Raw genomic sequence first — 22,035 nt, 5'->3', positions numbered from 1 at the left:
TTAGTCCTGGGACTCGTCCCTCCCCGGCTGCGGCCACGTTTGCTCGAGCGCGTTCGTGGGTGTCACGTCCCGGTCCACGTTCTGCGGCACCTGCATGTCGAACGTGGGCCCCGTGGTGGTGGAGGGCGCCACGTTGAAGTGGTGCAGCACCTGGGACATGATCGTGGAGAACGTGCTCGTCACGCCCAGGGTGCGCACGTCCCCCTGGGGGCGCTGCATGGTGACCGCCACGAGGTACTGAGGGTCCTCCATGGGGGCCACACCCACGAAGGACGTGGTGTAGCCCTCGTACCCGCCGCCCTCGCTCGGCGCCTCGGCCGTACCCGTCTTACCACCCACGCGGTATCCCGGCACGGCCGCTTCCTTGGCGCCGCCCTGCGTGACCACGTTCTCCATGATGTCCAGCGTCTGCTGCGCGGCGGACTCGGAGAGCACCTGTTTGGGTTCAGGACGTTCGGGCTGCGTGACCGTCCCGTCCGGCGCGGTCACGGAGTCCACGAGGCGCGGTTCGATCTGACGGCCCTTGTTCGCGACCGCCTGGAAGATCGACGCCGTGCGCAACGGGGTCTGGGACACGCCCTGACCGAACAACACCGTGTACTCCTGACGCGGGTCCCACTGATCCGCGGGCGCCAGGATGCCCGTGGACTCCCCCGGCAGTTCGATGCCCGTGGCGGAACCCACCCCGAAGTTCGCGAGGTTGTCGTGGCGGGCCTGCTTGTCCATCTTGGAACCCATGATCACGGTGCCCGTGTTCATGGAGTCCGCGATGATCCCCGCGACCGTGCGGTTCTGGGTGCCATGGTCGAACGCGTCGGTGATCTTCTCGGAACCAATCTGCAGGTACGGCGGGACCGTGATCTCCGTGGTGGGGGACACGATCCCCCGGTCCAGGGCGCCGGCCACCGTGGCGATCTTCTCCGTGGAACCGGGCTCCACGGCCTGGGACACGGCGCGCGAACCGAGGTCGGCGGCGTCGGCCTTGCCCGGGACGTTGGGGTCCACCGAGGAGGTGTCCGCGAGCGCCAGGACCTTGCCGGTCTTGACGTCCATGACCACGGCCGTGCCCCATTCGGCCTTGAGCTGCTTGGCCCGTTCGCGCACGGCCTGCTCCGCGAAGAACTGGACGTCGCTGTCGAGCGAGAGCTTGACGTTCGAGCCGTTCTCGGCGGCCTTCTGTTCCTGCGGGGCCACGGGGATGCGCACGCCGTCGCCGGAGATCTCGAAGCGGCGCTCGCCGTCGGTGCCGCGTAACAGGGAGTCCTGGGTCTGTTCGATCCCGCCGAGGGCCTGGTTGTCCCCGCCCAGGAACCCGACCACGGAACCGCCCAGGGAACCGTCCGGATAGCTGCGCTGGAACGTGGGCTGGCCGTAGATGTACGGCAGGTTCAACTCCCGCAGGGCGTTGTACTGCTCGGGGGTTACGCCCCGCGCTACGTAGTTGAAGCTCTTGTCCCCGTCCAGCGCGGCCTTCACGTCCGTGTCCTTCATGCCCAGGGCGTCCGCGATCTTGTACACGGCCTGCGTGGGGGTCACGGTCTCGGTGGAACCGTCCTTGTGGGGCACGGTCACGGCGGCGACGGCGCTCTGGTCCACGGTGATGTCGTAGCGCTGCAGTGTGCGGGCCAGCACCGTGCCACGGCTGTCGGTGATCTCCCCGCGCACCGCGGGGATGGACTCCACGAGCGTGCGCTGGGCGGCCGCGGCCTCGGCCCGACCCCCGGGGTCCAGCCCCTGGACCCAGAACAGGCGGCCCACCACGAGAAGCAACAGGACCAGCAGGAAGGCGATGCCCACGTGCATGCGCGAATAGGGCCGGAACAGTCGGTTCTTGCGCGCTGACGATGCTGACACGGTCTTCCTCGATTCCTGGACTTCAGCGTGGTGGGGCCACCTCCGACGGGTTCTACTCCCGGTCCGCGGCGCGGACCGGCGCGTTCACTGGCCAGGCGCGCGCTGCGACGGCGCGGGGATGGAGCCCCCGTTGAGATCCCGGGACTCGTCGGCCTTCTGGGCCGCTTTACGCTGGGCGGTCTTCTTGTCCGCTTCTTCCTTGGCGCGTTTCTCCGCGCGTTCCTCGGCGGCGATCCGGTTCGCCTCCGCGGCGTCGGAACCCTTCATCTGCGCGGGCGGCACGAGGATGTTCTGCGCGTCCGTCTTCTCCGCGGGGGCGCTCGGGGCCGTGACGGCACCCGTGCCGAGCTGGATGCTCCCCACATCCTTGGCCGGGACCATGCCCAGGTCGTTGGCGCGGGCGGCCAAGTTCTGCGGCGCGGAATTGGCCTCGATATCCTGAGTGAGCGCCTCGTTCTCCTGGGAGAGAGCGCGCTGCTGACCCGTGAGCTCGGTCAACTGGTACTGCCCCTGGGTGATCTGGATGTTGAGCAACAGGATGCCCACGAGAGCTGCGGCCAGGGCGAGGGTGCACATGACCACGGTGGAGACCCGGCTGCGGCGGGCCGCGCGGCGCGGCACCACGGAGAGCGGCCTACGCCCGTCCGCCCCCCGGCCCGAGGGGTCACCCGACGACGGGTGCGAGGCCGACGTCGCACTGCTCATCGCTCACTCCCTGGTCTTGTGGTCTCCCGGAGCCGCTCGACGGCACGCAACCTGGCCGAGGCGGCCCGGGGGTTGTCCCGGACCTCCTGCTCGCCGGCGCGTTCCGCCCCGCGGGTGAGAACCTTCAGCGTGGGCTGGTGTTCCGGCAGTTCCACGGGAAAACCTCTGGGGGCCGTGGAACGTGCACCGCGAGTGAACTCCTGCTTGACAATTCTGTCCTCCAGGGAGTGGTAACTCATGGCGAGGACACGCCCTCCCACCCTGACAGTTTCCACGGCGGCGGGCACGGCACGCTCCAGGACGTCGAGTTCCTCGTTGACCTCGATCCGCAACGCCTGGAAGGTCTGTTTGGCCGGGTGGCCCTTCTTGTGCTGGGCCGCGGCGGGAACCGCGGAGCGGACCACGTCCACGAGCTGGGCGGTCGTGCGCAGCGGGGCCTCGGTACGGGCGGCGACGATGGCGCGCGCGATCCGCGGCGCGAAGCGGTCTTCGCCCCAGCGGTAGATGATGTCCTTGAGCTGGGCCTCCGAGTACTCGTTGACCACGGTGTACGCGGACAGTTCCGCCCGGGAGTTCATGCGCATGTCCAGGGGGGCGTCGAACGAGTACGCGAAGCCGCGCTCGCGTTCGTCCAGCTGCAGTGAGGACACCCCGAGGTCGAACAGGATGCCGTCCACCCGGTCCACGCCGGCGGCTGCGGCGGCCTGATCGATGTGGTCGTACGTGGTGTGGATGCCCGTGAACCGCTCCCCGAAGTGCGCAAGGCGTTCCCCGGCGAGTTCGAGGGCCTGGGGGTCCCGGTCGATCCCGACCACGCGCAACCCCGGGAAGCGTTCGAGCATGGCGTGGGTGTGCCCGCCCATGCCCAGGGTCGCGTCCACGACCACGGGGTGTTCGGTGTCCAACGCCGGCGCGAGCAGGTCCAGACAGCGCTCCAGCATCACGGGGATGTGTCGTTGCTCGGCGGGGGCGTGGTCCATGCCGGGCTCCTGGTCTGTCGCGGATCGTGCGGGTACTACGGGTCGCAGGTCTCGGTGCGCACGGCACCGATGTCCTCCGGGGGCATCCTACGGTGCGCCCGGACACCAGATCCCCATCCGCCGCTCGCCCCTCGAATCCGGCCTGACTCGGGGGAAGTCGAGTCAGGACGGTGACGTGGGCGGCTGGAGATCTCACGTCCGGGGACGGCACCGGCGGGGATCCCGCGCGGTGGTCCTCGGGTGATCAGAACAGCCCGGGTATGACCTCGTCCTCCGTGGCGGAGAAAGCCGCTTCCTTCTCCGTCAGGTACTGCTGCCACGAGGCCGCATCCCAGATCTCGGCGCGGCTGCCCGCCCCGATCACCGCCAGTTCCCGGTCCAGGCCCGCGTACGAGCGCAGGGACGCCGGAACGGTGATGCGACCTTGCTTGTCCGGGACCTCGTCCGATGCCCCGGAGAGAAAAACGCGGATGTAATCCCTGGCCTGCTTGGACGACAACGGGGCCGCCCGCATCTGTTCGTGGACCCTGGCGAACTCCTGAGCGCTGAACACGTACAGGCAGCGTTCCTGCCCTCGGGTCAGCACGAGTCCGTCCGCCAGTTCGGCCCGGAACTTGGCCGGGAGAATCAGCCTGGCCTTGTCATCCAAACGCGGTTCGTATGTTCCGAGAAACACAGCCACCGCCTTCGAACCAGGGTCAGCCCAACCCTCGCTTCTCTACCACCCTCCACTTTACTCCACTGCCCTCCCCCGTCAACGCGCATCCCCTCCACGGCACGCCACGACGGCGCTGCCCCGGGGCGTCGTCGACACCCCTTTCCCGGCGTGGTCTGCGGGCACGCCGGAGACGATGGGTCCGGACATGAAAGAACTCCCCGGCGCGGTGCCGGGGAGTTCTCGGAAGTTCTACGGGCTGGACGGCCTGCGGGGAGGCTCAGCGCTAACCCTGATTGCGTTTGTCCCACTTCTCCTCGAGGTTCTGGAGGAAAGTGGAGGACTTGCGTGGACCGGAGGGACCGCGGCCGAACGGCCCGCCATTGGACGGCCCGTTCCCGGGGCCTCCGGGATTGGCCGCGCCCTTGTCCGGGGTGGCCCGGCCCCGCACGGTGGCCACGTACGCGCCGGCGGCCATCACGATGAAGCCCAACACGCCCACGATGATCAGTTGCAGGGCGACCCCGGCGAGCAGGACGCCCAGGCCAACCACGGCGATCACGACCCCCAGCACGACGTTGCGCATGGACCCGCGCCCCCGAACCGCTTCGGTGTGCATGGTCGACGCGAAGCGGGGGTCGTCGTCGTGCAACTGCTTCTCGAGCTGGGCGAGAAGCTGTTGTTCGTGCTCGGAGAGAGGCACGATTCCTCCTGTGGTGTTGAGGGAGCGAGGCGGGGGCGGTACGGCTGCCTTCCTCACGTACCGTCCAGAATATCCCGTGCGGGACGGATTGGCATCGTCGTTTCCATGAGTTTGGCTGGGCGCACAATTCCGGGGCCGAATCGGTGGTGCACGCGGTCCATGGCTTCCTCCGCGGCACCCCATTCCTCCTCCCGTCCGTCCAGGCTCAACTGGAACGCGTGATCGGCCCCGGTGAGCTTCTCCGCCCTGATGCCCACGAGCCGCACGGCCTGCGCTCGCGGGCCCAGACCGTCCAGTAGCGCGCACGTTTCGGTGTAGAGATCGTGGGCCGCGGTGACGGGGTGACTCAGCGTCCTGGAGCGGGTGATGGTCGAAAAATCGGCGTAGCGCAGCTTGAGTCCCACGCGCCCGGCGCGCAGTCCGTGCCTGCGCAACCGGACCGCGGTGTCGTGGGCCAGGCCCAGCAGCACACGTTTCAGAGCCGCACTGTCGGCGACGTCGCACTGGAACGTCCGTTCGGCCCCGATGCTCTTCTCCTCGCGCGCGGGCGTCACGGGACGGGGGTCGTGGCCGGTGGCCAATTGTTTCAAATGTGTCCCGGAAGCGGTGCCCACGAGCGCGTGCAACCGGGGCAACGGCGTGGCGGCGATGTCCCCGACCGTGGACAGCCCGGCGGACTGCAGGATCTCGGAGGTGCGCTTGCCCACCCCCCACAACTTGCCCACCGGCAGCTGTGCCAGGAACGCGAGGGTGTGCTCGGGCGTCACCACGAGCAGCCCGTCCGGCTTGCAGTACGCGGAGGCGATCTTGGCGACCGTCTTGTTCTCCGCGACCCCCACGGAGGCGGTGAGTCCCGTGCGTTCGTGGATCACGCGCCGCAGGGTCCGGGCGATCTCGACGGGCGGCCCGCTGCGCCGGATCGCCCCGGACACGTCCACGAACGCCTCGTCCACGCTCAGCTGCTCCACGCGGTCCGTGACCGAGCGGAAGATGTCCATCACGACCCGTGAGTAATGGGTGTACGCCTCGCGATGCGGTTCGAGCACCACCGCGGAGGGGCAGCGAGCGCGGGCCTGGGACACGGGCATCGCGGAGTTCACGCCGTACCGGCGGGCCTCGTAGGACGCGGAGAGCACCACCGAGCGCGGACCGGAACCGGCCACGATCACGGGGCGGCCGCGGTACTGGGGGGCGTTGAGCAGTTCCACGCCCACGTAGAACATGTCCATGTCCACGTGCAGGATGGCGCAGCGCCGGTACTCGGCCAGTTGCTGCGGACTCGGCCCGCCCATGGCGCCTCCTTCCACGACCCTCCGGCATCGGGAACCCATCGCCACGCGGGACCCGTCCGGATCAAGACCCGTTGATGACGGACATGCCACCCGCGCGGGATCTGGTTCGTCTTCCCTAAGCCTAGGAAGGGGCTCCGACACGCACACGGGCCACGGCACCACGAACTTGTCCGGCCCCGGGCCGCTCGACAGGGCGGCACCGATACGCATCCGCGGCGCCGCGTCCGGTTAGGCTGGTTGGGCGCCCGCGGGGCGGCCCGGCGTCGTGGAGCCCGTGCCCGTGACGCCCGCCGCGCCCCGCGGTACCGCGCAGCGCGGCCGACAGCATCCCCTCGATCAAAGGTGCCCTGGCATGACCCCTTCCGACGCGTCCGTCACCGCGACGCAACAGGACCGTGACTTCTCCGCGCTCCTGGACGAGCGGATCACCGAGTTCTTCGCGAGGGAACGCGAACGGGTCACCGGGATCTCCCCGCACGCGACCGTGCTCGTGGACGCGATCGAGGACCTCACGCGCGGCGGCAAGCGCCTGCGCGCACGGCTGTGCTACTGGGGCTGGCGCGCGGCTGGCGGGGCCGTGGCGGACGACGTCGCCGTGGCCGCCGCGGCGTCCCTCGAACTTTTCCAGACCGCGGCGCTGATCCACGACGACATCCTGGACCGCTCGGACACGCGCCGCGGCAAGCCCAGTGTGCACCGCGTTTTCGAGGCCCTGCACCGCGAGGCCGGGTGGTCCGCGGACGCCGCCCACTTCGGGGTCAGCGCGGCCGTCCTCACCGGGGACATGAGCCTGTCCTTCGCGGAACAACTCTTCGCCGACGCCACCGCGCGCGTCGCCGCGGACGCGGCCGCGACCGCACGGGAGATCTTCTCCACGATGCGCACCGAGGTCATGGCCGGGCAGTACCTGGACATCCACGCGGAGGTCGCTCCCGCCGTGGGCGACCCCGAGGAACAACTCGAGCGTGCCATGACCGTGCTGCGCTACAAGTCCGCCAAGTACTCGGTGGAGCACCCCGTGGAGATCGGCGCGGCACTCGCCGGCGCGGACCGCGAGTTCCTCGCGGACTGCTCCGCGTTCGCGCTGCCGGTCGGCGAGGCTTTCCAATTGCGCGACGACGTCCTGGGGGTCTTCGGCGACCCGGAGACCACGGGCAAGCCCGCCGGGGACGACATCCGCGAGGGCAAGCGCACCGCGCTGATCGCACTGTGCGCGGCATCAAGTTCGACCGAGGACATCGCGTGGCTCGAATCGGTGCTCGGCCGCGCGGAACTCACCGAGCAGGAGGTGCACCGCGCGCGGGACCTCATGCGGGACAGCGGCGCCCACGCGCGCTCGGAGGACCTCATCGCGTCCCTCGTGCGCACCGCGGACACGCAGCTGGCGCGCTTGCGCACCGACGACGTCGCCCGGGCCGGACTGCAGGCGCTCGCCGACGCCGCCGTGCGCCGCGCCAAGTAGGCCGCCTCAGCGGGCGGGTGTCACCAGCCCAGGGCCTGGGCCCTGCGGCGCACCTCGGTCTTCTGGCCACGGCGCAGCGCGTCGATGGGCCGCCCGGGCAGGGACTCGTCCTCGGTGAACAGCCAGCGGATCGCCTGGGCGTCCGTGTAGGCGGCATCCCGCAGGACGGCCACGGTCCCCTTGAGGGAGTCCACGGGGCGGTCGCCGTCCATGAATTCGGCGGGGACCACACGCACGCGGTCTTCGGGTCGGCGCACCTCGAGCAGGGCGCCGTCGTCCACGAGCCGGTGCACCCGGGTGATCTGGATGTCCATGGCCTCGGCGATGTCGGGAAGGTAGGTCCACTCGCCCACCAACGAGTCGAGTTCGGCGAATTCCTGGGCGGAGAGATCGGTTGAGTAGTTCACGAACCCTACTGTGCCACGGCGCACCGACCGGCTCACACACCGGTCGCGACCAGGGGTCGGGTAATCTGGGGGCACCGTGCTGTACCGGAGGGTGCCGCCGGATCTTCCCCCGCTTCCCCGTCCAGAGGTAGGAATCGCGAACATGCCGGTTGACCCGCCCCACGACCGCCGGTCCCCCCGTTCCACATGGTCCCGCCGCGCCGCGCAGGGCTCCGCCGCCGCGCTGGCCGCCCTCACCGCCCTGGGCACCGTGGGTTCCGCGCACGCCGCGCCGGCGCCCGCCCCGAACGTCCACGTGGCGCAGCATGCCCAGTCCACGCACGTGACCGTGGCCCCCGGGGACTCCCTGTGGTCCCTGGCGACCGCCCACGGGGTGCGAGTCCAGGACCTGATGAGCGTCAACAAGCTCCCGGCCCACGGCATGATCCGCCCCGGCCAGCGGCTCGTGATCCCAGGATCGGACCGCGCTCCCGCCTCCTCCTCCGCGGCCGTATCGCGCGCCGACGACGCAGACCCGGCCGGCTCCGACCGCGGCGGCTCCCGGCGCCACACCGTGGCCGCCGGTGACACCCTGTGGGACCTCGCGCAGCGCTACGGCGTGAGCGTGGCCGAGCTCATGCGGGCCAATGGGGTCTCCGCTGCCTCCGTGTTGCGCCCGGGCCAGGGACTCACGATCCCGGGCGGGGCGGCGGGACCCGCCCGAGCGGCGTCGTCGTCCGAACCCGCCGCGACGGTGCGTGACGCTGGCACGGCCGCGGCCCCGAAGCCCAAGGCCGCCGTGGGTGACACGTTCGCGGGCCGCACGTACCCCCGCGAGGTCGTGGAGTCCGCGAACCGACACCACGCCCAGTTGCAGCAGCGCCAACTGCCGGCCCCGGAGCAGATCCGGGAGATGGTGCGAGCGACCGCCCAGGAGTTGGGTGTGGACCCGGCGCTCGCGCTCGCCCACGCCTCGCAGGAATCCGGGTTCCGCCACGGGGTGGTCTCCCCCGCGGACGCCGTGGGCACCATGCAGGTGATCCCGTCCGCCGGTGAGTGGGCGTCCGCGATGGTGGGTCGGGACCTGGACCTGCTGGACCCCCAGGACAACATCACCGCGGGGGTCGCGTTGATCCGGGAGCTGCAGGCCAAGGCCCCCAACAAGGCCGCGGGGATCGGCGCCTACTATCAGGGACTGCACGGCGTGAAGACGTACGGTATGTACCCCGACACCAAGGCGTACGTGAAAGCCGTGAGCGCACAGGAACGAGAATTTGCCCAGTAGCAGCATGAACGACCACCGCGTGGGATCCCTGCTGGAGGGCCGGTACCAGGTCCGCCGCCTGATCGCCCGCGGTGGTACGGCCACGGTCTACGAGGGGCTCGACGAACGGCTCGAACGTCCCGTGGCCCTGAAGATCATGCACCCCCACGTCGCGGACGACCCGTCCTTCGTGGCCAGGGCACGGCGTGAGGCCAAGTCCGCCGCGCGCCTGCACCACCCCAACGTGGTGGCCGTCCTGGACCAGGGTCACACCGCGGATGGCGTGCTCTACCTGGTCCTGGAATACGTGGACGGGCCCACTCTGCGCGACGTCGTGGCCCATGAGGCGCCCATGACACCGCGCCGCACGCTCGACCTGCTGATCCCCGTGCTGCGCGGCCTCACCCAGGCGCACCGGATCGGCCTGGTCCACCGGGACGTGAAGCCCGAGAACGTCCTGCTGACCCGGGGCGGGCAGGTCAAGGTTGCCGACTTCGGACTGACCCGCGCCGTGGACGAGCACACCACGAGCACCACGGTCATGGGCACGGTGGGCTACGCCGCCCCCGAACTCGTGGGGGACGGCCCCGTGGACCAGCGCAGCGACGTCTACGCCGTGGGGATCATGGCGTACGAGATGCTCACGGGCTCACGCCCGTACACCGGTACCGCCCTGCAGGTCGCGACCGCCCACGTGAGTCGGGACGTCCCCGCCCCCGGTGGGCTCGCGCAGGGCTTCCCCGCCGCGCTCGACGAGTTCGTGTTGCGCGCGACGTCCCGCGACGCTGCCCAGCGCCCCGCCGACGCCGTGGCGCTGCTGGACCTCGCGCTGGCCATCCGACGCTCGCTGCCCGGGCAGATCGACCCGCCCTCACTGCGGGACACGGACACGGTCGTCCTGGGAGGCGGGTCCCACGCCTCGACGGCTGCGGCGGCGGTCGCCGGAGGGGCACTGGCCGGCGCTGCGGGAGCGTCCGCCGCTGCCGGCGCGGCCACCGTTCCCACCGCGGGAGGCGACGCCGCCGAGGCGCCGACGCAGGCACTCGGCGGAGTACCCACGGAGGCCCTCGGCGATGCGGGAGCGGATCCCACCGGGGAGAACGCCACCACCCCGCTCGGTACCCAGCACACGCATGGAATGGGCCGTCCCGGCGAGCGCGGGGCCGGTGCGCCGATCCTGCCCGCCTTCGAACCCGACGCGACCGGGACCATCGCCATGACCCAGGTGGGCTCCACCGCCCACCGCTCCCGCGACACACCCCGGGTCCGGCTGAACCCCCAGCCCCCTGCCCTGCACCTGGCCGTGGGCGCCGTGGTCTTCGCGCTGCTGCTCTCGGTGGCCGGATTCCTGGGCTGGTGGCTCGGCTCGGCCCCCGGGACGGCGTCCGCGACCGTCCCTGCCGTCGCGGGTCAGGACACCGCGACCGCGGAACGCGCCCTCAACAGCGCGGGCATCTCCAACGTGGGCGTGCGCTCGACCACGAGCCCCGAGGTCCCGCAGGGCATCGTGATCGCCACGGATCCCGGGGCCTCCACCACCGTGCGCGGTATCGAGCAGGTCAACCTGGTGGTCTCCGAGGGTCCCGCCCGCGTGAGCGTTCCCACCGTGGTCGGTTCAGCGGGCGACGACGCCCGGGCCGCGATCACCGGCGCCGGGCTGCGCGTGGGCGAGATCTCGCGGGAGTACTCCGCGCAGGCCGTGGACACCGTGCTCGGGCAGTCCCCCGCTGCGGGGACGAGCGTGGACGAGGGCACGACCGTGGCCCTGACCCTCGCCGCGGACACCCCGCAGGGTGCACCGCCCAACGTGGTGGGCCAGGACGCGGACTCCGCCCGGCAGAGCCTCGAGGAGCAGGGGTACACGGTGGAAATCAACTCACCCGTTGGTTCCCACCTCAATCGGGTGGTGCGCCAGCGTGAGGACGGGAACACGGTGATCCTCACCGTGTTGTGACGGTCGTGCGGACACGACCGCATGAGTGGCGACCGTGCTGTCACGACCACGCCGTGACACCCGCGCCCCGAAGGCGATGACGACACGGACGCCTGACACACGAAAGATGACCCCGGCACCAACGGTGCCGGGGTCATCGCATGTCAACGGATCAGTTCTGCTGGGAGAGGTACTCCGCGACAAGGAACGCGATCTCCAGGGACTGCATGTGGTTCAACCGGGGGTCGCACAGCGTCTCGTAGCGTTCGGCGAACGAGGACTCGTTGACCGGGTCGGACCCGCCCAGGCACTCCGCGACGTCGTCACCGGTCATCTCCACGTGGATGCCGCCCGGGAACGTACCCAGCGCGCGGTGCACCTCGAAGAAGCCGCGGACCTCATCCACGACGTCGTCGAAGTTGCGGGTCTTGTACCCCGAGGGCAGCGAGACCGTGTTGCCGTGCATGGGGTCCGTGACCCACACGGGCTTGGCACCCGTCGCCTCCACGGCCTGGATCACCGGGGGCAGCTTCTCGCGGATGTTCTTGGCACCCATGCGGGTGATGAACGTCAGACGACCCGGCTCGCGCTCGGGGTCCAGGGCATCGATGAGCCGCAGGGCGTCGTCGCCCGTGGTGGACGGGCCGAGCTTGACGCCGATGGGATTGCGCAACCGGGAGAGCAGGTCCACGTGCGCGCCGTCGAGTTCGCGCGTGCGCTCCCCGATCCACAGGAAGTGCGCGGATGTGCCGTACGGCAGGTTCGTGCGGGAGTCGATGCGGGTCAGTGCACGCTCGTAGTCAAGCAGCAGCGCCTCGTGACCCGCGAAGAACTCGGTGGTCTTGAGAGCGTCGAAGTCGGAGCCGCACGCGGCCATGAACTTCACCGCGTGGTCGATCTCGCGCGCCATGGACTCGTAGCGGGCGTATGCCGGGTTGGCCGCGAAGCCCATGTTCCACGCGTGCACGCGGCGCAGGTCCGCGAACCCGCCCTGGGTGAAGGCGCGAATCAGGTTCAGCGTGGACGCGGACGTGTGGTAACCGCGCACCATCCGCTTGGGATCGTGGACGCGGGACTCCTCGGTGAAGTCGAAACCGTTGACCATCTCCCCACGGAATGAGGGCAGGGTCACGCCGTCGCGGGTCTCGTCGTTGGACGAACGCGGCTTGGAGAACTGCCCCGCCATGCGCCCCATCTTGACCACGGGCAGCGACGCGCCGTACGTGAGCACCACGGCCATCTGCAGCAGCGTGCGCACCCGGGCCGAGATCTTGTCCGCGGTGGCACCGGCAAACGTCTCGGCGCAGTCGCCGCCCTGCAGGAAGAACGCCTCACCGTTGGCCACCTGGGCCAGGCGCGCGCGCAGCCGGTCGACCTCCCCCGCGAACACGAGGGGCGGGACGGCGTTGAGCTCCTGCATGCTGCTCGCGAAGTCGGGGTGCTGCGCCCACTGGGGGTGCTGACCGATCGTCTTGTCCCGCCACTCGTCCAGGCCGGGATAGTTCGCCGCGCTCGGGGAGGGGGACGACACGGTTCGGATCTGTTCAGGCAGCGTTATGGAACTCATTCGGACAGTCTAGGCGGATTCCTTGGGACCGCGCTCGTCCGTTCCGTCATGTGAACGTCCCTGCAGTTTGGCGCCCAGGTTGCTCGCCTGCTGGGACACGGCGTCCGTGACCGCGCGTCCCTTGTCCCGGGTGGCCTCGACGACGTCGCGGGCCTGGTTCTTGAGCACTGCGGTCTTCTCCCCGGCGAGCGCGCGCTTGTGATCGGCAGCGTAGACGTCCGCCATCTCCTGGCCAGAGATCTTCTGGATCGCGGCCATGATCTCGTCCGTCACGCGGCGCATGGTCGCGTGGTCCCCGCGCCGGGACATCAGGTCCGAGAAGTCCATGGGCTCACCGAAGACCGTGGTGACCTTGGCACGGCGCGGATCCGGGAACCGTGAGCCCAGGGGCTGCATCTTGTCCGTGCCGAACATCGCCACGGGGATCACGGGGGCCCCGGTCTCCAGCGCGAGGCGGGCCACACCGATCTTCCCCTTGTAGAGCCGACCGTCCGGGGAGCGTGTGCCCTCCGGGTAGATCCCGATCAGCTTGCCCTCGGCGAGTGCCTGGCCACCGGCACTGAGCGATTTGGCGCTGGCCTTGCCACCCCTGCGGTCCATGGGGATCTGGTTGATGGCTTTGAAGAACGCGCCGATCACGCGCCCCTTGAGCCCGGGGGTCGTGAAGTACTCGGACTTGGCCAGGAAATACACCTGGCGCGGCACGGCCACGGGCATGAAGACGGCGTCCGGGACGGACAGGTGGTTGCTCGCGAGGATCGCGGGGCCGTGCTCGGGGACGTTCTCCAGACCCACCACGGTGGGTCGGCACACCAGGTTGACCACGGGGCCCACCACGTAGGTCTTCAAGAACATGTACACCATGAGCGGGAGCCCTTTCGTCATCGCGGGAGTCACCGGATGCCCGCGGTGGCCCGGCCGTGCACCGGTGCGCACACGCGGCACCGTGCCTTTGTTCCGCCACATTCTCTCACGAGTTCTCGCGGCGGCTGGCACAATGGCGCCATGTTCTCCGATCAGCAACTCCACGGCCCCCTGCACCTTCCCGGCTCCTCCTCCGTGGGGGTCCTCCTACTGCACGGCTTCACGGCCACCACGGCCTCCGTGCGGGATTGGGCGCACGCCGTCCACGAGGCCACCGACGACGCCGGAGCCCACCCGGGCGTGTGCGTCCCCCTGCTGCCCGGGCACGGGACGCAGTGGGAGGAACTGGCCGAACAACCGTGGCAGGCCTGGCGGGACGCCGTGGACGAACAGTACTGGGCGTTGCGCCGCGAGCACGACCGCGTGGTCGTGGGCGGGCTGTCCATGGGCGGCGCGCTGGCCCTGCACACCGCGGCCCGGCGGGAGGTCGCCGGGGTGCTGCTCGTGAACCCCGCGCTGTCCCTCGTGAACCGGATGGCGCGGTTCAGTCACCTGATGAGTCCCGTGGTCGCGTCCCTGCCCGGGATCGGTGGCGACGTCAAGAAGGAGGACGTCCTGGAGTCCACCTACGACCGCACGCCCCTGGCCGCCGTCGCGCAGTTGAACGTGCTGATGCACCGGACCGTGCGCATGCTCCCTGCGATCACCGCGCCCACCGTGGTGTTCCGTTCCGAGGTGGACCACATCGTCTCCGGGGGCTCCGCTGACCTGGTGGCCGAGCACAGTTCCGGGGACGTCCGCGTGGTCGATCTGCAGAACAGCTACCACGTGGCCACCCTGGATCACGATGCCCCACTGCTCGAACGGATCTCCCGGGACGCGGTCCAGCGGTTGTCCCGGGGCGAGCAGTTCCTCCCCGAGGACCCGTCGTGAGTTCACGCCAACCACCGGAGGACCCGTTCGAGCGGATCATCCGCGGCAACTCGTGGGACGACGTCCCCCGCGACGACGAGGACCTCGAACCGTGGGCCGAGGACTTCCCGTGGGAGCCCCGCGAGCAACCGGCCGAGGAGATCCCCGTCGAACTGCGGGACACCCGGGAGGACGAACGCTACGAGCCCGATCCCGGGCCCGTTACGAGCGGGATCTCCCCCGCCATGCTGCGCGCCCTGAGCACCGTGCTCGCGGTCATCGTGATCATGGTCGGGCTTGCCCTGTTGCCAGGTCCCCTGCCCCCGGTTATGTGGCTGCTGGGCCTCGTGGGTCTGGTCACGGGTCTGTACCTGGTCTTCCGCGCGCTGCCGCAGGACTCCCCCGAGGACCACGACGGCGCCGTCGTCTGACGCGTCCGCGCGGCGCGTTCCAGCGGGGCCGGCTCCCCGGACGCGGGCGTCTCCGCCACAATCCTGCCGGGGTCGCCGTCATGTGGTGGACACGTCCAGTATGTGCCGGGAGTGAGGCGCGACACACAGTAGGCTGAGAGCCGTTCCCATCAGGAAGGTGCCCCTCCATGCGACGCGTCAGCGCCCCGGCCATCGTCGATCCCCTGCCGTACCCCGGCATCGCCCACATCCTCGCCGAACGCGCCGAGCAGAAACCCGACACGGTGCTGTACACCGTGCTCGCAGAAGGGCGCGAGCGGGACGTCACGGCGCGACAGTTCCGTGACGAGGTCGTGGCCCTGGCCCGCGGGATCGCCGCGAAGGGCATCCGCCCCGGTGAGCGCGTGGGCCTGCTGAGCCGCACGCGCTACGAGTGGACGCTCGTGGACTTCGCCCTGTGGTGGGTCGGCGCAGTGCCGGTGCCCGTCTACGACACGTCCTCCCCCGATCAGATCGCCCACATCATGTCTGATTCGCAGGCCGTGGCGATCTTCGTGGAGACCGACGAACTGGCCGAACGCGTGCAGCGGGCCACCGGGATCACTGAGTTCGCGGCCGCCCGGCGAATCTGCGTCTTCGACACCGCCTCCAGCGAAAACTCCCTGGAGGCCATGATCGCGGGCGGCGCCGACCGCACGGATCTGCAGACGCCCTACGACGGCGTGACCCTGGACGACGTCGCGACCCTCATCTACACCTCGGGGACCACGGGTGCGCCCAAGGGCTGCGAACTGACCCACCGCAATTTCGTGTCGTGCTCGCAGAACACCATCCCGGTGGCCGGTGCCGTCATGGCCGGGGGGTCCCGCACCCTCATGTTCCTGCCGCTCGCGCACGTGTTCGCCCGGTTCGTGGAGGTCACGTCCCTGGACGCCGGGATCACCCTGGCCCACACGCCGGATGTCTCCCACCTCATGGAGGACCTCGCCCGGTTCAAGCCCACGTTCATCCTGGCCGTGCCCCGCGTGTTCGAGAAGATTCTGGTGGGCGCGCGGTTCAAGGCCCAGGCCGGTTCGCCCGTGAAGAAGCTGATCTTCGAGCGGGCCGTTGCGACCGCCGTCGCGTGGTCACGCGCCGCCGTGAAGGGCCCCGTGCCGCCGCTGCTAGAAGCCCGCCACCGCCTCTACGACAAGCTCGTGTACTCCACGCTGCGCCAGGCCATGGGCGGGGACGTGCGCTATGCCGTCTCCGGGGGTGCGAGTCTGGGCGACTACCTCGCGCACTTCTTCAACGGGATCGGTGTGTACGTGGTCGAGGGCTACGGGCTCACCGAGACGACCGCCCCCATCGCGGCGAACTTCCCGAGCCTCAACAGGCTCGGCACGGTGGGCCACCCGATCCCCGGCAACGAAGTCGCGATCGCCGCGGACGGGGAAATCCTCGTGCGCGGCGCCAACGTGTTCAAGGGCTACCACGGGCTGCCCGATAAGACCGCCGAGGCGTTCTTCGACGGTTGGTTCGCCACCGGGGACCTGGGCCACCTGGACGACGAGGGGTTGCTCACGGTCACGGGGCGCAAGAAGGAGATCATCGTCACCGCGGGCGGCAAGAACGTGATCCCCAACCAACTCGAGGACCCCATCCGCGCCTCCGCGACCGTGGGGCAGATCATGGTCGTCGGGGACGACCGCCCCTTCGTGGCCGCCCTGATCACCCTGGACCCCGAGACGCTGCCCAAGGTGCTGCCCGGACTCGGGCTGGATCCGCACATGAGCGTCGACCGGGCCGCACGCGAGGAGGCCGTCATCGACCACGTCCAGAAGATCGTGGACCACGCCAACGCCAAGGTCTCCCGCGCGGAGGGCATCAAGGCCTTCCGCATCCTGGACCGTGACCTCACGATCGAGGACGGCCACCTCACTCCGTCCATGAAGCTCAAGCGGGCCAAGGTCGCCCAGGACTTCGCGCGCGAGATCGAGGACATCTACGCGCGCTGACAGCCCGCCGACGCCGTGGGGTGCCCGGGCCAGGAACTGCGCTTCGCATACCGGGCTCCGGGGGCCCGGTTTAGTCCTCCGTGCGCTGCCCGGGGACGTCCAGACCCAGTAGCGCGTTCTCCACCACCTCCGCGAGCGCGGGGTGGATCCAGTACTGGCCGCGTGCCATTTCGTGGGCCCGCAGCCCGAAGGACATGCCCTGGACGAGCGGCTGGATCAGGTTGGAGGAATCGCGGCCGATGAGGTGTGCCCCCAGCAGCTCGCCGGTGCGGGCGTTCGCGATGAGTTTGCAGATCCCGGCGTGGTCCTCCATGGCCCAGCCGTAGGCCACGTCCCCGAAGTCCTGTTCCTTGATCGTGATCCGCTCGTCGTTCCGGGCGGCCCAGTCGCGGGCCTGGACCTCGGTCATGCCCACGGACGCGATCTGCGGTTCAGTGAACACCGCGGACGGCACGTAGCGGTGATCGGTCGCGCGCAGATCCTGCGGGTGCACCACGTTGTGGGAGACCGTGCGGGCCTCGGCGTTGGCCACGTGCTTGAGCTGGTACGGGGAGCACACGTCCCCGAGGGCCCACACGCCGGTCACGGGTTCCCCGTCCGAGAGCACACGCTGGTACTCGTCCACGGCGAGCAGACCGCCGCCGGTGACGTCCAGGTGGGCGGCTTCCGGGCGCAGCGTGTCCGCATTGGGGACGCGCCCCGTGGCCAGCAGGACGACGTCGGCGGTGCCGTCCCAGTGCTGTGCGGAACCGTCGGAGGCCTGCGCCGACACCGTCAGGCGGCCGTCCTCGGCACGCTCGATCCCGGAGAGCGTCCACCCGAGTTGTAGGTCCCACTGTTCGGCGGCCTCACGCGTGAAGCGTTCGGCGATCGTGTCGTCGTGTTCGCGCAACAAGCGCTGCGAACGGTTGAGCTGGGTCACGGAGGCGCCCAGTCCGCGGAAAACGTGGCAGAACTCGGCGGCCACGTACCCGCCGCCCACCACGATGACGTCTCGGGGGAACTCGTCCAGGCGCATCACGGTGTCCGAGGTATGCACCCCGGGCAGGTCGGTACCCAGCACGTCGGGGATGCTGACCCGCGAACCGTTGGCCAGCACGATCTCATCGGCGGTGATCCGCTGCCCGGACTCGGTCTCGAGGACCTTGGGTTCCACGAAGTGCACGTACTCCTGGATCACCGTGACGTTGTCGAGCGACTCGCGGTACTGCAGCCCGTTCTTGGAGATCGCGTCGATCCGGGCGAAGATGCGATCCCGCATGCCGGGCCAGTCCACACCCTCGATCACGGCGTCCAGGCCCAGCCGTATGGCGTCCCGCGCTTGGTCCCCCACGGTGGCCGGGTACGCGTACATCTTGGTGGGGATGCACCCCACGTTCAGACACGTCCCCCCGAACCGGCCGGGTTCCACGATGGCGACGTCGAGGTCCGCGTACTCGTCTGTAAGGATGGAGTTGCCGGAGCCGGAGCCCACGATGATCAGGTCGAAAGAACGCATGTGCCCCATCCTAGGCCGCCGCCCCGCGCGTCCGAGGACAGGCGGGGCGGCGGGATCCGTCACTCGGGATCGATCACCAGCACCAGGTCCCCGCCGCTGACGTGCGCGGTGTCCGCCAGTGCCACGCGGGAGACCGTGCCCGAGACCGGCGCAGTGATGGACGCCTCCATCTTCATGGCCTCGATCGTGGCCACTGAGTCCCCCGCGGCGACCTTTGCCCCCTCGGAGACCGTGACCGTGACCGCACCTGCGAAGGGTGCCGCCACGTGCCCGGGCTTGGAGGTGTCCGCCTTCTCGGTCTCCACGGCCTGGGACTTCACCGACTCGTCGCGGATCTCGAGCAGACGCAGCTGACCATTGAGGGTCACCATGACCGTGCGCATCCCCTTCTCGTCCGGTTCGGAGATCGCCTGCAGGGTGACCAGCAGCCGCACCCCCTTGCCGAGCGAGATGACGTGCTCGTGGTCCTGTTTCAGCCCGTACAGGAAGTCGCGGGTGTGCAGGAGGGAGATGTCCCCGTACTTGGTGCGCGAGTTCTGGTAGTCGCGTGTGGGGCCGGGGAAAAGCAGCCGGTTCAGGGCCGCGCGGCGCACCTCGCCCGGCTGGGCGAGCTCCTCGACATCCTGCTCCGAGAGCTCCTCGTCCGCCAGGTGCACGGTGCGTCCCTCCAGCGCCTTGCTGCGGAACGGTTCCGGCCAGCCCGCGGGCGGGGTGCCGAGCTCGCCGGCGAGGAAGTTGATCACGGAGTCGGGGATGTCGAACTTGCGGGGATCGGCCTCGAACTCGGCGGGGTCCACGTCCATGCCCACGAGCTGCAGGGCGAGGTCGCCCACCACCTTGGACGACGGCGTGACCTTGACCAGGTGCCCCAGCATCCGGTCCGCGGCGTGGTACATGTCCTCGATCGCCTCGAACTTCTCCCCGAGCCCCAGCGCGATGGCCTGCTGGCGCAGGTTTGAGAGCTGCCCGCCCGGGATCTCGTGGCGGTACACGCGGCCGGTGGGCCCGGTCAGCCCGGACTCGAAGGGCTTGTAGATGGAGCGCACCACTTCCCAGTAGGGCTCCATGTCGCTCACGGCGTCCAGGTCAAGTCCGGTGTCCCGGTCCGTGTTCTCGAGCGCGGCCACGAGCGCGGAGCCCGAGACCTGGGACGTGGTGCCGGCCATGGACGCGGATGCGGCGTCGACGGCGTCGACCCCGGCCTCCGCAGCGGCGAGCAGCGTGGCGAGCTGCCCGCCCGCGGTGTCGTGGGTGTGCAGGTGCACCGGCAGATCGAAGCGCTCGCGCAGGGCCGCCACGAGACGCCGCGCGGCCTCCGGGCGCAGCAACCCCGCCATGTCCTTGATCGCCAGGATGTGCGCGCCGGCGTCCACGCACTGCTGAGCGAGGTCCAGGTAGTAGTCGAGCGTGTAGACGTTCTCCTGCGGGTCGAGCAGGTTGCCCGTGTAACACAGGGTCACCTCGGCCACCGCGGTGCCCGTGGCCCGCACCGCCTCGATGGCCGGGCGCATCTGCTCGACGTCGTTGAGCGCGTCGAAGATCCGGAAGATGTCGACGCCGGTCTCGGCCGCCTCCGCGACGAACGCGTTGGTCACCTCCACCGGGTACGGCGTGTACCCCACGGTGTTGCGCCCGCGCAGCAGCATCTGGATGGGGATGTTCGGCATCGCCTCGCGCAGCAGCCGCAGCCGCTCCCACGGGTCCTCCCCCAGGAAGCGCAGCGCGACGTCGTACGTGGCACCGCCCCAGGCCTCGACCGAGAGCAGCCCCGGCAGCAGGTGCGCGTACGCGGGTGCCGCCGCGAGCAGGTCGCGGGTGCGGACACGAGTGGCCAGCAGGGACTGGTGGGCGTCACGGAACGTGGTGGACGTCACTGCGAGCGGTTCGTAGTTCCGCAGGGTGCGCGCGAAGCCCTCGGGCCCCTGCTCCTGGAGCACCTGGCGCCAGCCGGAGGGCACCTCGTGGGAGGACGGACCGTCGAACGGGCTGCGGAAGGGTTCGTCCCGCTTGTCCCCCGGGTAGTGCGGGAGCTTGTCGCGCGGGTCCATGCCGTCGATGCGCTCGCCGTGGGGCTTGTTGACCGTCACCTCCGCGAGGTAGTTCAGCGCGCGGGTGCCGCGGTCCGCCGAGCCCTTGCCCTTGAGCAGGTCCGGGTGGTTCTCGATGAAGTCCGTGGCCACGTCCCCGGCCAGGAAGTCCGGATTGTGCAGCACGGCCTGCAGGAACTGGATGTTGGTGGCGATCCCGCGGATGCGAAACTCGGCGAGCGCACGGCGGGCGCGGTGCACCGCGGTGGTGTAGTCGCGTCCGCGGCACGTGAGCTTCACGAGCATCGAGTCGAAGTGCGGGGAGATCTCCGCGCCCGCGTAGAGCGTGCCGCCGTCCAGGCGCACACCGGCGCCACCGGCGGAACGGTAGGCCGAGACCTTCCCCACGTCCGGGCGGAAGTCGTTGGCGGGATCCTCCGTGGTGATCCGGCACTGCAGGGCGGCCCCACGCACGCGCAGCGCGTCCTGCGAGATGCCCAGGTCGTCCAGGCTCTCACCGGCGGCGATGCGCAACTGGGACTGGACCAGGTCCACGTCCGTGATCTCCTCGGTCACGGTGTGCTCCACCTGGATCCGGGGGTTCATCTCGATGAACACGTGCTGCCCCGCGCGTTCCCCCGCGGTGTCCACGAGGAACTCCACGGTGCCCGCGTTGACGTAGCCGAGCTCTTTGGCGAACTTCACCGCGTCCCGGTGCAGGGCGTCACGGATCTCCTCGTCCAGGTGCGGTGCCGGGGCGATCTCGATGACCTTCTGGTGCCGGCGCTGCAATGAGCAGTCCCGTTCGAACAGGTGCACGATGTTGCCCTCATTGTCCGCGAGGATCTGCACCTCGATGTGCCGCGGACGCAACACGGCCTGCTCGATGAACACGGTGGGGTCACCGAACGCGGTGTCCGCCTCGCGCATCGCGGCATCGAGCGCTTCCGCCAACTGTTCGGGCTTCTCCACGCGCCGCATCCCGCGGCCACCGCCACCGGCGACCGCCTTGACGAACACCGGGAAGCCGATCTTCTCCGCGGCCTCGATCAACGTCTCCTTGTCCGAGGAGGGGTCCGAGGACTCGAGCGTGGGGATGCCCGCGCGCCGCGCGGCCCGCAACGCCTCGACCTTGTTCCCGGCGAGTTCCAGGATCTCGGCGCGCGGACCCACGAACGTGATGCCCTCCGCCTCGGCCGCGCGCGCCAGGTCCGGGTTCTCGGACAGGAAACCGTAGCCCGGGTAGATGGCGTCCGCCCCGGACTCCTTGGCCACGCGCACAATCTCGGCCACGTCCAGGTACGCGCGGACCGGGTGGCCCTCCTCCCCGATGTGGTAGGCCTCGTCCGACTTCTGGCGGTGGATCGAATTGCGGTCCTCGTACGGGAAGACGGCAACGGTCTTGGCGCCGAGTTCGTACGCCGCTCGGAACGCGCGAATGGCAATCTCGCCGCGGTTGGCCACCAGGATCTTGGAGAACATGACTACCGTTTCCGCACGCGGCGCCCTGTGGGGCCCGCGCACTG

Annotated in this window: 17 protein-coding genes; 6 read left to right on the top strand and 11 right to left on the bottom strand. The window is 69.9% G+C overall.

Features of this window, described 5'->3' with window-relative positions; all coding sequences use genetic code 11:
• From B3I25_RS02040 to dinB, 6 genes are all read right to left on the bottom strand, one after another.
• Nucleotides 1-1,854, bottom strand: a complete 1,854-nt coding sequence (locus B3I25_RS02040; RefSeq protein WP_286737652.1) for a peptidoglycan D,D-transpeptidase FtsI family protein — start codon at nucleotides 1,852-1,854, stop codon at nucleotides 1-3.
• Nucleotides 1,855-1,938: 84 nt separating this feature from the next.
• Nucleotides 1,939-2,559, bottom strand: a complete 621-nt coding sequence (locus tag B3I25_RS02035) for a hypothetical protein (RefSeq protein ID WP_064845742.1) — start codon at nucleotides 2,557-2,559, stop codon at nucleotides 1,939-1,941.
• Nucleotides 2,556-3,539 (bottom strand): 16S rRNA (cytosine(1402)-N(4))-methyltransferase RsmH, encoded by a 984-nt coding sequence (gene rsmH / locus B3I25_RS02030; protein WP_064845743.1) that lies wholly within the window; start codon nucleotides 3,537-3,539, stop codon nucleotides 2,556-2,558. Before rsmH ends, B3I25_RS02035 begins: the two co-directional genes overlap by 4 nt.
• A 244-nt stretch (nucleotides 3,540-3,783) precedes the next feature.
• On the bottom strand, nucleotides 3,784-4,215 hold the full coding sequence (gene mraZ / locus B3I25_RS02025) for a division/cell wall cluster transcriptional repressor MraZ (RefSeq protein ID WP_286737651.1): 432 nt from the start codon (nucleotides 4,213-4,215) through the stop codon (nucleotides 3,784-3,786).
• A gap of 265 nt (nucleotides 4,216-4,480) precedes the next feature.
• Nucleotides 4,481-4,897: a DUF3040 domain-containing protein gene (locus tag B3I25_RS02020; RefSeq protein WP_286737650.1), complete on the bottom strand. Its 417-nt coding sequence runs from the start codon at nucleotides 4,895-4,897 to the stop codon at nucleotides 4,481-4,483.
• A gap of 53 nt (nucleotides 4,898-4,950) precedes the next feature.
• The gene (gene dinB / locus B3I25_RS02015; RefSeq protein ID WP_286737649.1) at nucleotides 4,951-6,189 is read right to left on the bottom strand and encodes a DNA polymerase IV; all 1,239 of its coding nucleotides are present in this window, start codon (nucleotides 6,187-6,189) and stop codon (nucleotides 4,951-4,953) included.
• 352 nt (nucleotides 6,190-6,541) lie between these two features.
• On the opposite strand from dinB, the gene B3I25_RS02010 reads away from it, so the two are divergent.
• Nucleotides 6,542-7,651, top strand: a complete 1,110-nt coding sequence (locus B3I25_RS02010) for a polyprenyl synthetase family protein (RefSeq protein ID WP_286737648.1) — start codon at nucleotides 6,542-6,544, stop codon at nucleotides 7,649-7,651.
• A 20-nt stretch (nucleotides 7,652-7,671) separates the two neighbouring features.
• On the opposite strand, the gene B3I25_RS02005 is transcribed toward B3I25_RS02010, so the two are convergent.
• Complete coding sequence (locus B3I25_RS02005) at nucleotides 7,672-8,058, bottom strand: Rv2175c family DNA-binding protein (RefSeq protein WP_131333104.1); 387 nt, start codon at nucleotides 8,056-8,058, stop codon at nucleotides 7,672-7,674.
• Nucleotides 8,059-8,200: 142 nt separating this feature from the next.
• Between B3I25_RS02005 and B3I25_RS02000 the strand changes: the two genes are divergently transcribed.
• Both B3I25_RS02000 and B3I25_RS01995 read left to right on the top strand, forming a co-directional pair.
• Nucleotides 8,201-9,322, top strand: coding sequence for a lytic transglycosylase (locus B3I25_RS02000; protein WP_286737647.1), 1,122 nt, complete (start codon nucleotides 8,201-8,203; stop codon nucleotides 9,320-9,322).
• Between the two features lie 4 nt (nucleotides 9,323-9,326).
• The gene (locus B3I25_RS01995) at nucleotides 9,327-11,255 is read left to right on the top strand and encodes a protein kinase domain-containing protein (RefSeq protein WP_286737646.1); all 1,929 of its coding nucleotides are present in this window, start codon (nucleotides 9,327-9,329) and stop codon (nucleotides 11,253-11,255) included.
• Nucleotides 11,256-11,406: 151 nt separating this feature from the next.
• On the opposite strand, the gene B3I25_RS01990 is transcribed toward B3I25_RS01995, so the two are convergent.
• Both B3I25_RS01990 and B3I25_RS01985 read right to left on the bottom strand, forming a co-directional pair.
• Nucleotides 11,407-12,801, bottom strand: coding sequence for a class II 3-deoxy-7-phosphoheptulonate synthase (locus tag B3I25_RS01990; protein WP_286737645.1), 1,395 nt, complete (start codon nucleotides 12,799-12,801; stop codon nucleotides 11,407-11,409).
• A gap of 9 nt (nucleotides 12,802-12,810) precedes the next feature.
• The gene (locus B3I25_RS01985; protein WP_349676516.1) at nucleotides 12,811-13,656 is read right to left on the bottom strand and encodes a lysophospholipid acyltransferase family protein; all 846 of its coding nucleotides are present in this window, start codon (nucleotides 13,654-13,656) and stop codon (nucleotides 12,811-12,813) included.
• A 150-nt stretch (nucleotides 13,657-13,806) separates the two neighbouring features.
• Here B3I25_RS01985 and B3I25_RS01980 point away from each other — a divergent pair, with 150 nt between their 5' ends.
• From B3I25_RS01980 to B3I25_RS01970, 3 genes are all read left to right on the top strand, one after another.
• Nucleotides 13,807-14,598: an alpha/beta hydrolase gene (locus B3I25_RS01980; RefSeq protein ID WP_286737643.1), complete on the top strand. Its 792-nt coding sequence runs from the start codon at nucleotides 13,807-13,809 to the stop codon at nucleotides 14,596-14,598.
• A complete protein-coding gene (locus B3I25_RS01975; RefSeq protein ID WP_286737641.1) occupies nucleotides 14,595-15,008 on the top strand; it encodes a hypothetical protein in 414 nt (137 codons plus the stop codon). The genes B3I25_RS01980 and B3I25_RS01975 overlap by 4 nt, the downstream gene beginning before the upstream one ends.
• A gap of 167 nt (nucleotides 15,009-15,175) precedes the next feature.
• Entirely contained in the window at nucleotides 15,176-16,984 is a 1,809-nt protein-coding gene (locus B3I25_RS01970) for an AMP-dependent synthetase/ligase (RefSeq protein WP_286737640.1), read from the top strand.
• Nucleotides 16,985-17,054: 70 nt separating this feature from the next.
• On the opposite strand, the gene B3I25_RS01965 is transcribed toward B3I25_RS01970, so the two are convergent.
• Complete coding sequence (locus tag B3I25_RS01965; protein WP_064845755.1) at nucleotides 17,055-18,482, bottom strand: mycothione reductase; 1,428 nt, start codon at nucleotides 18,480-18,482, stop codon at nucleotides 17,055-17,057.
• Between the two features lie 59 nt (nucleotides 18,483-18,541).
• Entirely contained in the window at nucleotides 18,542-21,991 is a 3,450-nt protein-coding gene (locus tag B3I25_RS01960; RefSeq protein WP_064845756.1) for a pyruvate carboxylase, read from the bottom strand.
• Nucleotides 21,992-22,035 lie beyond the last annotated feature (44 nt).

The sequence above is a fragment of the Kocuria sp. UBA1838 genome (genome assembly GCF_002338785.1).
Classification (GTDB): domain Bacteria; phylum Actinomycetota; class Actinomycetes; order Actinomycetales; family Micrococcaceae; genus Kocuria; species Kocuria marina.
The sequence above is the reverse complement of the archived record's forward strand: the minus strand, read 5'-3'. Positions and strand labels throughout refer to the sequence as shown.